Genomic DNA, 13,009 nt, shown 5'->3' on the forward strand with positions numbered 1-13,009 from the left:
CTCAGACTCCAGTGATGTGCTCGGGGCGGATGGGGACGCGCGGCAGCTCGAGGCCGGTGGCCGCGCGGATGGCGTTGGCGATCGCCGGCGTCGCGGAGATCGTGGGTGGCTCGCCGACGCCGCGGACGCCGTAGGGCGCGTGCGGATCGGGACGCTCGAGGACGTCGACGCGCATCGGCGGCATGTCCAGGATGGTCGGGATGAGGTAGTCGGTGAACGACGGGTTCCGGACCTTGCCGTCCTCGACCAGGATCTCCTCCATCACGGCGAGGCCGAGGCCCTGCGCCGAGCCGCCCTGGATCTGGGCGACGACAGCGTCGGGGTTCATCGCCTTGCCGACGTCCTGGGCGCAGTCCAGCTGCACGACCTTGACCAGGCCGAGGTCCAGGTCGACGTCGACCACCGCGCGGTGGGCCGAGAAGCCGTACTGCACGTGCGCGTCGCCCTGACCGGTCTCGGGGTCCAGCGGGTAGGTCGGGCGGTGGTGGAACTCGCGGGTCTCCTCGATGGCGGTCTCCCCCAGCAGCTCGGCCAGGTCGGCGACCACCTCGCCGTCGGCCGCCACGACCTTGCCGCCGACCAGGGACATCCCTTCGGACGGCACCCCGAGCCGCGCGTAGACCGCCTCCGCGACCGCGCGGCAGGCGTTGCGGACGGCGCCGCCGGTGACGTAAGTCTGGCGCGACGCCGAGCTGGAGCCCGCGTCGCCGACGCTCGTGTCGGCCGGGTGCACGCTCACCCGGGTCAGGCCGAGCTCGGTGCGGGCGATCTGCTGCTGCAGCGTGACCAGGCCCTGGCCGACCTCGGCCGCCGCGGTGTGCACCATCGCCACCGCTTCGCCGCCGAGGACCTCCAGCCGGACACGGGCGGTCGAATAGTCGTCGAGGCCCTCGGCGTAGGAGATGTTCTTGATCGTGACGCCGTAGCCGACGCCGCGGACGACGCCTTCGCCGTGGGTGGTGTTGGACGCGCCGCCGGGCAATTCGCGGATGTCGCGTTCCCCGGTGGGCTCGGGTGGCAGCGGCAGGTCGCGCAGCCGCTGCACTAGCTCCGCCACGGGCGCCGGGAAGTCGACCACCTGACCGGTGACCACAGTGGACCCTTCGCTCAGCGCGTTGCGGATCCGCAGTTCCGCCGGGTCCATGTCCAAAGCGGACGCGAGCTTGTCCATTTGGGACTCGTAGGCGTAGGTCGGCTGCACCGCGCCGAGACCGCGCATCGCGCCGCAGGTCGGGTTGTTGGTGTAGACGCCCCAGCCCTCGATGTGCGCGTTCGGCACGTCGTACGGTCCGACGCTGAGCGTGGTGCCGTTGCCGACCACGACCGGGGTCTTGGACGCGTACGCGCCGCCGTCGAAGTACAGCTTCGCCCGGACGTAGACGAGCTTGCCGTCGCGGGTCGCGCCGTGCTCGTAGTACATCTTCGCCGGGTGGCGGTGGACGTGCCCGAAGAACGACTCCAGGCGGTTGTAGCTCATCTTCACCGGCCGGCCGGTGCGCAGGGCGAGCATGCACGAGTGGATCTGCATCGACAGGTCCTCGCGGCCGCCGAACGCGCCGCCGACGCCGGACAGCGTCAGCCGCACCTTCTCCAGCGGGAGACCCAGGGCCTTCGCCGTCTGGCACTGGTCGACGTGCAGCCACTGGGTGGCCAGGTAGAGGTCGACGCCGCCGTCCTCGGCCGGGACCGCGAGCCCGGACTCCGGCCCGAGGAACGCCTGGTCCTGCATGCCGATCTCGTAGACGCCGGAGACCACGACGTCCGCGGTCGCGGCCGGGTCGCCCTTGACGATCCGCTGGTGGCGGACCACGTTCCCGCCCGGGTGCAGCTTCTTCAGGGTGTCGTCGTGCGCGGCGCGCTCGGGGTCGGTGATCGGCTCGAGGACGTCGTACTCGACGACGATCTCCTTGAGTGCCTGCCGCGCGATCTCGGGGTGGTCGGCGGCCAGGATCGCGATCGGCTCGCCCTGGTAGCGGACCAGGTCCGCGGCCAGCGCCGGGGTGTCCTGGTACTTGAGGCCGTAGACGTTCTCGCCGGGCACGTCCTCGTGGGTCAGCACCGCGTGCACACCCGGCTGGGCCAGCGCGCGGGAGACGTCGAGGCGGACGATCCGGGCGTGCGGGTGCGGGCTGCGCAGGGTGGCGCCCCACAGCATGTCCTCGTGCCAGAGGTCCGAGGAGTAGGCGAACTCGCCGCGGACCTTCAGGGTGCCGTCCGGGCGCAGCGGGCTTTCGCCGATGCCGCCGGCGATCGTGTCGTGCAGCTCCTGAGGGGAGCGGGCCGGGGCGCTCATCGGACGGCCTTCTTCGCGGCCGCGTCCCGGACGGCGTCGAGGATCTTCTCGTACCCGGTGCAGCGGCAGAGGTTCCCGGCGAGGGCCTCGCGGATCTCGACGTCGCTGGGGTCCGGGACGCGCTCGATCAGGTCGTGCGCGGCGACGAGCAGGCCGGGCGTGCAGAAGCCGCACTGGACGGCGCCCTGCTCGACGAACGACTCCTGCACCGGGTCGAGGTCGTCGCCGGAGGCCAGGCCCTCGACCGTGACGACCTCGCGGCCCTCGGTCTGGCCGGCCGCGACCAGGCACGCACACGCCGGGACGCCGTCGAGGTAGACCGTGCACGAGCCGCATTCGCCCTGTTCGCAGGCGTTCTTCGAGCCCGGCAGGCCGAGCCGCTCGCGCAGAACGTAGAGCAGGCTTTCGCCCTCCCAGACGTTGTCCGCCTGGCGGTGCTCGCCGTTGACGGTGACGTTCACGCGCACTTCGCGCTCCCTCCGCAATAGTCGGTCCAGGCCCAGGTCAGCGTCCGGCGCGCCATGACCCCCAGGGCATGGCGCCGGTAAGCGGCGCTGCCGCGGACGTCGTCGATCGGCGACGCGGCCGCGGCGACCAGGTCGCCGAAGCGGCGTTTCACCGAGTCGTTCAGCGCCTTGGGGGCGTCCCAGTTCAGCTCGCCGGCCAGGAACTCCTCGGCTTCGAGCGCCCGCCGCGGCGTGGGTGCGGCCGAGCCGACGCCGGTGCCGACCCGACGCTCCGCCGGGTGCAGCGCCAGCCCGAAGGCGGCGACCGCGATGACCATGGCGTTGCGGGTGCCGATCTTGCTGAACTGCTGGGGCCCGGTGGCCGGGGCCAGCAGCACCGACGTGATCAGCTCGTCCGGCTCCAAGACGTTGCGCTTCACCCCGGTGTAGAAGTCCTTCGCCGCGACGATCCGGGTGCCGCGGACCGAGGCGATCTCGACGTCGGCGCCGGCGGCCAGGAGCGCCGGGTGCGCATCACCCGCGGGCGAGGCCGCGCCGAGGTTGCCGCCCACGGTGCCGCGGTTGCGGATCTGCGGGGACCCGACGGTCCGCGCGGCCATCGCGAGGCCGGGCAGCTTCGCGCCGAGCTCGGCGATGATCCGGGTGTACGGCACGGCCGCGCCGAGCCGGATCCGGCCGCCGTCGGTGCCGTGCTCGTGGAGCTCGGCGACGCGGCCGAGGTCGAGCAGGGCTTCGGGACGGCGGTGGTCGAAGTTGAGCTCGACCATCACGTCCGTGCCCCCGGCGATCGGGACCGCACCGGGGGCCGCGGCCTTCGCGGCGAGCGCGTCGGCCAGCGTGGCGGGTCGGAGGAATTCCACTGTGGACGTCCTTTCGGGGCTGCTTCGGGAAGAAGTACACACGCTCGGGTGTGGTCGCGACCACGGCAAAACCCCTGAAAGACGGGTGAATTTACGGCTTCGGTTTGTACTTTCCGACAACCGCCTGCCCCCGGACGCGGAAAGGCCGCCGCACGAGGTCAGGGTCTCGTGCAGCGGCCGTGGTCACGCAGGTGGTCGTGAGTGTTGAGTCGGGTTCTAACCCGACTCAACACTCACGAGCGTCACGCGGGCTCGAACTCCTTGACGGCGTCGAGCGCGGCACCCATGGCGGCGTTGCCCTCGCGTTCGATCATGATCTCCACCAGCACCGGGCGGCTGGTCCGCTCGGCCTCCTTGCGGGCCCATTCGAGCGACGTCCGGATCTCCCCCGGCTCGTGCACGCGGGTGCCCGAGCAGCCGTAGGCCTCCATGATCTTGACGTTGTCCGTGCCGTTCGCGTCGTAGTGGATGTCGACCTCGAAGTTCATGTCATACGGGGTCTCGGCCTGCCGGATCAGGCCGAGGTACTCGTTGTTGAGCATGATCAGCACGAACCCGACGTCGTACTGCGCGGCCACCGCCAGCTCCTCGACGAGGAACTGGAACGAGTAGTCGCCGACCACGCCGACGACTTCGGCCCCGGGCCGCGCCTTCTTGACACCGATCGCGGCGGGGATCTCCCAGCCGAGCGGCCCGGCCTGGCCGCACACCTGGTAGTGCCGCGGCTTGTGCGCCTGCTGGAACTGGCCCGACCAGATCTGGTAGAGCCCGATCGCGGTGACGAAGTACGTGTCCTCGCCGAAGGTTTCGTTGATCTCCTTGAAAACCCGCGGCGCCTTGATCGGCAGGGAGTCGAAGTCGTCGCGCCGGGGAAGCGCTTCCTTCAGCTCCGCGATCCGGCCCACCCACTCACGGCGCGGCTCGGTGGCACGCTTCTCGAGCGCCACCAGCAGCGCGTCGAGGAACTCACCCGTGTCCGAGACGATGCCGAGGTCCGGGCCGAACACCTTGCCCAGCTGGGTGGGCTCGATGTCGACGTGGATGAACTTCCGCTCGCCCCGGTACACCGACAGCTCGCCGGTGTGCCGGTCGCCGAACCGCGCGCCCAGCGCCAGCACCAGATCCGACTCCAGGAAGGCCGCGTTCGCCCAGCGCTGCGACGTCTGGATGCCGGCCATCCCGGCGAACAGAGGGTGGTCCTCGGGGAAGCTCCCCTTGCCCATCAGTGTCACCTGGACCGGGACGTCGAGGCGCTCGGCCGCGGCCCGCAGCCGGTCGCTGGCCTCACCGAGGACGACCCCGCCGCCGGCCAGGATCAGCGGGCGTTCCGCGGCCAGGAGCAGGTCGAGGGCCCGCTCGACCCGCGCGGCGGCCGGCGTCACCCGGGTCACCGGCAGCGGCGAGTCGATCGAGGAGTCCCACTCGATGTCCTGCTTCTGGACGTCGATCGGCAGGTCGATCAGGACCGGGCCCGGCCGGCCGGAGCGGGCGACCCGGAACGCCTCGCGGAAGATCCACGGCAGCTGTGCGGCTTCCTTGACCTGCACCGCCCACTTCGTCACCGGCTTGGCGATCTCGACGATGTCCACCGCCTGGAAGGCTTCCTGGTGCAGCTTGGTCGTCGCCGCCTGGCCGGTGATGCAGATCATCGGGATCGAGTCCGCGTGCGCGGTGTAGAGCCCGGTGATCATGTTGGTGCCGGCCGGCCCCGACGTGCCGATGGCGACGCCGACGTTGCCGTTCGTCCGGGCCCAGCCGTCGGCCATGTGCGTCGCGCCCTCTTCGTGGCGGACGATCAGGTGCTCGATGGCCCGGCCTTGTAGGGCGTTGTACAGCGGGAGGATGGCCGCGCCGGGGCAGCCGAAGACGGTGTCGACGCCTTCGCTTTCCAGGACGTCGACGACCGCTTGCATGGCGGGGATTCTGGGCATGTCACACCTCCGCCGGGACGCGGCCCGACAACTGTTCGACGACCTTCAGCAAGGCCGAGTGGTCCAGGGAGCCGTACCCCATGGCGCGGCCGGCGGCGACGAGCTGGGCGACCAGCCCGGTGAGCGGGAGCGCGACGTCGGCCTGCCGGGCGGCGGCCAGCGCGATGCCCATGTCCTTGTGGTGCAGGTCGATCCGGAAGCCGGGGGCGAACCGGCGCTCCACCATGGACTCGCGCTTGAGTTCGAGGATGCGGCTGCCCGCCAGCCCGCCGGCGAGCACGTCGAGCCCCGTGGCGGCGTCCACACCGGACGCTTCGAGCAGCACGATCGCCTCGGCGACCAGGCCGTAGATCCCGCCGACGACGAGCTGGTTGGCGGCCTTCACGACCTGGCCGGCCCCGTGCGGGCCGACGTGCACGATCGTCTTGCCAAGCGCCTCCAGCACCGGCTTCCCGGCTTCGAAGTCCTCCTCGGCGCCCCCGACCATGATGGACAGCGCCGCCTGCTCGGCCCCGGCCTGACCGCCGGACACGGGCGCGTCGAGGACGCGGATCTTCCTGTCCCGCGCGGCTTCCGCGATCGCGATCGACGTCTCGGGCCGGATCGTGCTCATGTCGATGAGCAGCGCGCCGGGCTCGGCGGCGTCGAGCACGCCACCGGCGGCCAGCACGACCTCCTCGACCTGCGGGTGGTTCGGCAGCATCGTGATCACCACGTCCGCCCCGGTCACCGCGTCGGCGACACCGGTCGCGGCGCGCCCGCCGGCGGCCCGCAGCTTCTCCCCCGCGGCCGGGGTGACGTCGTAGCCGCTGACGTCGTGCCCGGCCGCGACCAGGTGCGCGGCCATCGGCGCGCCCATCACGCCCAGTCCGATGAATCCCAGTTTCATGCTCGTCCCCTTCGGGTGATCGGCAGCCAGTCCAGCGACGCGAGGGTGTCGGGCTCCGGGACGTACTCGATCCCGACGAACCCGTCGTAGCCCGCGCCCTGCAGCTTCGCGAGGTGTCCCTCGATGTCCAGCGAGCCGGTGCCGGGCTGGTGGCGCCCGGGCGCGTCGGCGATCTGCACGTGCCCGATCCGGGCGATGTGCTGTGTCGCCAAGGCGTCGAGGTCGTCGTCGTTGACTGCCAGGTGGTACAGGTCGGCCAGCAGCCGCACGTTGTCGCGCCCGAGGTCGTCGAGCACGGCCACGGCGTCCGCGGCGGTCTTGAGCGGGTAGCGGTCCGCGCCGGAGAGCGGTTCGAGGACCAGCTGCGCGCCGATCTTCGCGGCCGCTTCCGCGGCGGTGGCGAGGTGCACCAGCGCCAGGTCGTCCTGCTTGACGGGGTCTTCGCCGTCGAGCCGGTTGCCGTAGAGCGCGTTGAAGCTGCGGCAGCCGGTGCGCTCGGCGATGCCCAGCGCCACGACGAGGCTGTCGGCGAACTCCGCCTCGCGGCCGAGCCACGACACCAGCCCCCGCTCCCCCGCCGCCATGTCCCCGGCGTAGAAGTTCAGCCCGCGCAGCCGGACGCCGTCGAGGCTCTTCACGAAGGCGTCCACCTCGTCCCGCGCGGGTACGGCGGACTCGAACGGCCACCAGTACTCGACGTCGGTGAAGCCCGCCGCCCGCGCGGCCGCCGCGCGCTCGAGGAGGGGGACCTCCTTGAACAGCAGCGACAGGTTGACGACGTACGGCAGGGAGTGCTCGGGCATCGCTACCTCAAATTTCGCTATCCGGAATTTTTCTTTCGCATATCGAGAATAGCCGCCGACCTGCGGCGCGGTCAACGGCCGAGACGACGAAGGCGCCGCGGCTCGTCGAGCCACGGCGCCTCCGCGTCGGGTGGAGCTACCGGTTCTGGACGTGCTGCCAGCCGAAGCGGCCCTTGATGCAGAGGTTGCCGTGCGTCACCGAGCTCTCGTGCGGCGAAGCCACCTTCACGATCTCGTTGTCCTGGACGTGCAGGGTCAGGGTGCAGCCCACCCCGCAGAACGTGCAGACGGTCGTCGTCGCCGTCTGGCGGGACTCGTCCCACGAACCGTCGGCGCGCTTGTCGTACTCGCGCTTGAAGCTCAGCGCGCCGGTCGGGCAGACCTCCACGCAGTTGCCGCAGTACACGCACGCGCTGTCCGGCAGCGGGTTCGAGAACTCCGTCGAGATCCGCGCGTCGAAGCCCCGGCCCGCCACGGTGATCGCGAACGAGTTCTGCCACTGCTCGCCGCACGCGTCGACGCACTTGTAGCAGAGGATGCACTTCCCGTAGTCGCGGACGTAGAGCTCGTTGTCCACAATGGCCGGTTGGGCGACCGTCGCGGCGTCCGGGCCGAAGCGGTCCGGGTCCGCGCCCGTCTCCGCCAGCCAGCGCGCGACCTCCGGCGTGGTCGACAGGTCCGCCGCCGAAGCGAGGAGTTCCAGCACCACCTTGCGGCTCGTCCGGGTGCGCTCGGAGTCGGTGTGCACCACCATGCCCGGCTCGGCCTTGCGGGAGCACGACGGCACCAGCGTCCGCGAGCCCTCGACTTCCACCATGCAGACGCGGCAGGCGTTCGCCGGTTCGAGGGTGTCGCCGTAGCACAGCGTCGGGATCTCCTTCCCGGCCGCCGCGCACGCGTCGAGGATCGTCGAACCCTCCGGGACGCGCACCGTCGAACCGTCCACGGTGAACTCGACCAGCCGCTTCGGGATCCCGATGTCCACAATGGTCATTGCAGCGCTCCCAGCCGGTCGATGGCGGATTCGATGGCGTTCCAGGCGGTCTGGCCGAGGCCGCAGATCGACGAGTCGCGCATCACCCCGCCCACCTCCCGCAGCAGCGGCCGCTCCTCGGTACCCGCCGCGAGGACGCGCCGGATCGCCTCTTCCTGCCGCACGGTCCCGATCCGGCACGGGACGCACTGCCCGCACGACTCGTCGCGGAAGAACTCCGCGATCCGCAGCAGGAACCCGCCGAGGTCGGCCAGGTCGTCGAGGACCAGCACGACGCCGGAACCGAGCGTCGTCTTCGCCGCCCGCGCGTCCTCCATGGTCAGCGGCAGGTCCAGTTCGTCGGGCCGGACGAACCCGCCGGCCGCGCCGCCGAGCAGGATCGCCCGCAGCGCGCGCCCTTCCGGTACTCCCCCGGCCAAGGCGAGCAGCTCCCGCAGCGTCGTGCCGAAGGGGACTTCGTAGACGCCGGGCCGTTCGACGTTGCCGGACAGGCAGAACAGCTTCGGGCCCGCCGAGGCCTCGGTGCCGATCGCCCGGTACGCGGCCGCGCCCTCGGTGAGGATCAGCGGCAGGTTCACCAGCGTCTCGACGTTGTTGACCACGGTCGGCTTGCCGAACAGCCCCCGCTCGACCGGGAACGGCGGCTTCGTGCGCGGTTCCCCGCGGAAGCCCTCGATCGAGTTGAAGATCGCGGTCTCCTCGCCGCAGATGTACGCTCCCGCCCCGCGCCGGATCTCGATGTCGAACGAGAACCCTTCGTGACCCATGACGTCCACCCCGAGGAACCCGCGTTCCCGGGCCACCTCGATGGCGTTCCGCAGCAGCCGCAGCGCCCGCGGGTACTCGCCCCGCAGGTAGACGTACCCCTGTCGGGCGCCGATCGCGAACGCGGCGATCGTCATCGACTCCACCAGCGCGAACGGGTCGCCTTCGAGCAGCACGCGGTCCTTGAACGTGCCGGGCTCGCTCTCGTCGGCGTTGCACACCAGGTAGTGCGGCCCGGCGGGCTGCGCGGCGGTGGCCGCCCACTTCCGCCCGGTCGGGAAGGCCGCCCCGCCGCGGCCGAGCAGCCCGGCGTCGGTGACCTCGCGGAGCACCGCGGCCTCACCCATCCGCAGGGCGTTCCGCAGCGCCGCGTAGCCGCCCGTCGCGCGGTATCCGTCCACACTGGACGGATCGACGACGCCGACCCGGCGCAGCAGCCGGAGTCCGTCCTTCTGGTGGATCAGCGGCGGCGAACCGTCCGAAGCGGACGGTTCCCGCTGGGCGGCCAGCACCGCCGAAGCACCGGTGGCCGGGGCGACCAGCTCGGTGGTGGCCGGGTCGCCCGCCTGGAACGTCAGCGCCGCGGGGGCCCGTTCGCAGACGCCGAGGCACGGGCTGCGCAGCCACGTGACCCCGTCGCGCGCCTTCCCCGCGGCGCCGACGTGCTCGGTGAGGACGTCGCACACGGTCTCCCCGCCGCGCACCCGGCACGCCAGGTCGGTGCACACGTGCACAACCCGCTCGGGGCGTTCCTCGAGCGCGAACAGCGAGTAGAAGCTGGCCACGCCGTACGCGTCGGCCGGCGGGACGTGCAGCGTCTCGCAAATGAGGTTCAGCGCGCCCTGGCTGATCCAGCCGACCCGGTCGTTGACCGCGTGCAGCGCTGGCAGCAGCTGGTCGCGGCCGCCGCCCGCGAAGCCGGCGACCGCCTCCCGTTCCGCGCGCGACGCGACGGCGTCCAGGAGCTTCAGGTCCACTTCAGACCTCCACAGGCAGCTTGTCGACCCGGATGGCCGCGGCTTTGTACTCCGCGGTCCCGGCGATCGGGCAGGTCGCCTCGATCGTGATGACGTTGACGTCGATCTCGTCCGGGAAGTGGAACGTCATGAACGCAAGCCCTGGCTTCAGGCCCTTGTCGAGCCGGACCGGGGCGACGATCTCCCCGCGCCGCGAAGAGATGCGGACCAGCTCGTCCGGGACGACACCGAGGGCGCGAGCGTCCTCCGGGCACAGGTCGAGCGTCTCGCCTTGCCGGAGCGGAGACGGGAACCCGCCCGACTGGACGCCGGTGTTGTAGGAGTCGAGCCGGCGGCCGGTGGTCAGCCGGATCGGGAACTCCTCGGTGAGCAGGTCGACCGGCGGGCTGTGCTCGATCACCGTGAACGGCGCCGGGCGCCCGCGTTCGGCCGGGTCCTCGGCCCACAGGCGGCCGTGCAGGAACGTCGGTTCCAGCGTGTCCTCGGAGTAGCACGGCCACTGGATCCCGCCGAGTTCTTCGAGGCGCGCGTAGGACATCCCGGCGTGCATCGGCGAGAGCGAGCGCAGCTCGTTCCAGACCTCCTCGCCGCCGGTGTGGTGCCAGTCGTGCCCGAGCCGGCGGGCCAGCTCCGACAGCAGCTCGATGTCGTCGCGCGCGCCGTCCGGTGGGTCGAGGGCCTTGCGGACGCGCTGGACCCGACGTTCGGAGTTGGTGAACGTGCCGTCGCTCTCGCACCAGGCCGCGCTGGCCGGCAGCACGACGTCGGCCAGCTGCGCGGTCTTGGTGAGGAAGATGTCCTGCACGACCAGGTGATCCACATTGGATAGCCGTTTGATCGTGTGCTCGCAGTCCGCTTCGGACTGGACCGGGTTCTCGCCGATGATGTACACGCAGGTCAGGTCGCCGCGTTCCATCGCGTCCAGCATCTGCGTGAGGTTGAGCCCCTTGCGCGGCGGGATCGACGAACCCCAGGCCGCGTCGAACTTCGCGCGCACGTCCGCGTCGAGGACGTCCTGGAAGCCGGGCAGCCGGTCCGGGATGGCGCCCATGTCACCGCCGCCCTGGACGTTGTTCTGCCCGCGCAACGGGTTCAGCCCGGCGCCGTAGCGGCCGACCTGCCCGGCCAGCAGGGCCAGGTTGATCAGCGCCAGGACGTTGTCGGTGCCGTTGTGGTGTTCGGTGATCCCGAGGGTCCACGACAGCTGAGCCCGGTCGGCGCGGGCGTAGGCGTGGGCGAGTTCGCGGATCAGCCCGGCCGGCACACCGGTGGTCTTCTCGGCGACCTCCAGCGTCCACGGCTCGACCGACGCGGCGAACTCCGCGAACCCTTCGGTGGCCCGCTCGATGAACGCGTGGTTGGCGAGTCCGGAGTGGATGATCTCCCGCGCGATCGCGTGCGCGAGCGGGATGTCGGTGCCGACTTCCAGCTGCAGCTGCCGGTGCGCCCAGCTCGCCGTGCTCGTCCGGCGGGGATCGACGACGAAGAGCTTCGCTCCCCGGTGGACGGCCTTGAGCACGTGCTGGAAGAAGATCGGGTGCGCCTCGCGCGGGTTGCCGCCCCAGATCACGATGACGTCGGCGTCCTCGATCTCCTGGTAAGACGACGTCCCGCCGCCGCTGTCGAAGACCCGCGCCAGCCCGGCGACGCTCGGCGCGTGGCAGGTGCGGTTGCACGAGTCGACGTTGTTCGTGCCGATCACCGCGCGGGTGAACTTCTGGGCGACGAAGTTCATCTCGTTGGTCGCGCGGGCGCACGAGAACATCCCGAACGCCTCCGGTCCCTTCGCGTCCAGCGTCCGGCGGATCCCGGCGGCGGCCCGGTCGAGGGCCTCTTCCCAGGTCGCCGGCCGCAGCACGCCGGAGTCGCGCACCAGTGGCTGTGTGAGCCGCACGTACGGCTCGGTCTTCTTGCGCTTCACGGGCACCTCCGGTTTCAGTGCGACCCGACGGGGACGGGCGTCGTGCTGGTGTGGCCGAGCAGGCCGATGGCGGCGTGGACGTGGCGCAGCGCCGGCGCGGGCACGCCGGTCAGCTCCGCCAGTTCGACGACCGCGCCGATGATGGCGTCGGTTTCCAGTGGCTTGCCCGCTTCGAGGTCCTGCAGCATCGACGTCTTGTGGTGGCCGACGCGCCAGGCGCCGTCGATGCGCTTCTCGACCGAGACCTTCGGGTCGCTGCCCGCCGCGCGGGCGATGGCGAGGGTTTCGGTCATCATCGTGGCGACGAGCGCGCGCGTGTCGTCGTGCTCGCACATCTGGGCCATGGTCGCCCGGGTCAGCGCGGACAACGGGTTGAAGGCGACGTTGCCCATCAGCTTGATCCAGATGTCGTCGCGCAGGCCGGGTTCGACCGGCGCCTTGAGCCCGCCGGCGATCATCGCCGCGCTCAGCACCTTGCAGCGCGCGGAGATCTCGCCGTCCGGCTCGCCGAGGGAGAACCGGGTGCCTTCCAGGTGCCGGATCACGCCCGGCTCCTCGATGACGGTCGAGCAGTAGACGACGCAGCCGACGGCCCGCCGCAGCGGGAGCACTGCGGTCACCGAGCCGCCCGGGTCGACGGTCTCGACCCGCCGTCCTTCGAGCGGATGCCCGGCGAGGCCGTGGAAGTACCACCACGGGATGCCGTTCTGCGCGGCCACGATCGCCGTCTCGGGACCGAGCAGCGGTTCGAGCAGGGGCCCGCACGAGGCGTAGGAGTTGGCCTTGAGGCCGAGGAAGACGAAGTCGACTTCGCCGACTTCGGCCGGGTCGTCCGTGACGTGGGGGTGCGCGGTGAAGTCGCCGCGCGGGCTGAGCACGCGGACGCCGTGCTCGCGCATCGCCGCCAGGTGGGCCCGCCGGGCGATCAGGTGCACCTCGGTCCCGCCGCGGTGCAGCGCGGCCCCGACGTAGGCGCCGATCGCCCCGGCCCCGAGAACAGCCACCTTCATGATGTGCCTCCCGCTTCGGTCCAGCACGTGATTGCATACAGTATCCTGGATCCGGGACGCAGACCAGAGGTGGGTGGTTGTCGTAGCCAAAACTCCCGA

General features: G+C 71.3%; 10 protein-coding genes. All 10 read right to left on the minus strand.

The features are described 5' to 3' along the window. Position 1 precedes the first annotated feature (1 nt). On the minus strand, positions 2-2,293 hold the full coding sequence (pucD, locus tag SD460_RS25635; RefSeq protein ID WP_318306832.1) for a xanthine dehydrogenase subunit D: 2,292 nt from the start codon (positions 2,291-2,293) through the stop codon (positions 2-4). Then, positions 2,290-2,760 carry a (2Fe-2S)-binding protein gene (locus tag SD460_RS25640; protein ID WP_290053246.1) on the minus strand — a complete coding sequence of 157 codons (471 nt, stop codon included), beginning with the start codon at positions 2,758-2,760 and terminating at the stop codon, positions 2,290-2,292. Before SD460_RS25640 ends, pucD begins: the two co-directional genes overlap by 4 nt. Continuing rightward, the gene (locus SD460_RS25645; protein ID WP_318306833.1) at positions 2,751-3,620 is read right to left on the minus strand and encodes an FAD binding domain-containing protein; all 870 of its coding nucleotides are present in this window, start codon (positions 3,618-3,620) and stop codon (positions 2,751-2,753) included. Before SD460_RS25645 ends, SD460_RS25640 begins: the two co-directional genes overlap by 10 nt. Before the next feature lie 242 nt (positions 3,621-3,862). Continuing rightward, positions 3,863-5,551 carry a glyoxylate carboligase gene (gene gcl / locus SD460_RS25650; protein ID WP_290053242.1) on the minus strand — a complete coding sequence of 563 codons (1,689 nt, stop codon included), beginning with the start codon at positions 5,549-5,551 and terminating at the stop codon, positions 3,863-3,865. Between the two features lies 1 nt (position 5,552). After that, positions 5,553-6,440 carry a 2-hydroxy-3-oxopropionate reductase gene (locus tag SD460_RS25655; RefSeq protein ID WP_290053241.1) on the minus strand — a complete coding sequence of 296 codons (888 nt, stop codon included), beginning with the start codon at positions 6,438-6,440 and terminating at the stop codon, positions 5,553-5,555. Then, positions 6,437-7,243 (minus strand): hydroxypyruvate isomerase family protein, encoded by an 807-nt coding sequence (locus SD460_RS25660; RefSeq protein WP_290053232.1) that lies wholly within the window; start codon positions 7,241-7,243, stop codon positions 6,437-6,439. Before SD460_RS25660 ends, SD460_RS25655 begins: the two co-directional genes overlap by 4 nt. Positions 7,244-7,379: 136 nt before the next feature. After that, entirely contained in the window at positions 7,380-8,237 is an 858-nt protein-coding gene (locus tag SD460_RS25665) for a 2Fe-2S iron-sulfur cluster-binding protein (RefSeq protein WP_290053230.1), read from the minus strand. Continuing rightward, positions 8,234-9,979: an NAD(P)H-dependent oxidoreductase subunit E gene (locus tag SD460_RS25670; protein WP_290053228.1), complete on the minus strand. Its 1,746-nt coding sequence runs from the start codon at positions 9,977-9,979 to the stop codon at positions 8,234-8,236. The genes SD460_RS25665 and SD460_RS25670 overlap by 4 nt, the downstream gene beginning before the upstream one ends. A 1-nt stretch (position 9,980) precedes the next feature. After that, entirely contained in the window at positions 9,981-11,900 is a 1,920-nt protein-coding gene (locus SD460_RS25675; RefSeq protein ID WP_290053227.1) for a molybdopterin oxidoreductase family protein, read from the minus strand. A gap of 14 nt (positions 11,901-11,914) precedes the next feature. Further along, the gene (locus SD460_RS25680; RefSeq protein WP_290053226.1) at positions 11,915-12,910 is read right to left on the minus strand and encodes a 2-dehydropantoate 2-reductase; all 996 of its coding nucleotides are present in this window, start codon (positions 12,908-12,910) and stop codon (positions 11,915-11,917) included. Between the last annotated feature and the right edge of the window lie 99 nt (positions 12,911-13,009).

This window comes from Amycolatopsis solani (genome assembly GCF_033441515.1).
GTDB classification, from domain to species: domain Bacteria; phylum Actinomycetota; class Actinomycetes; order Mycobacteriales; family Pseudonocardiaceae; genus Amycolatopsis; species Amycolatopsis solani.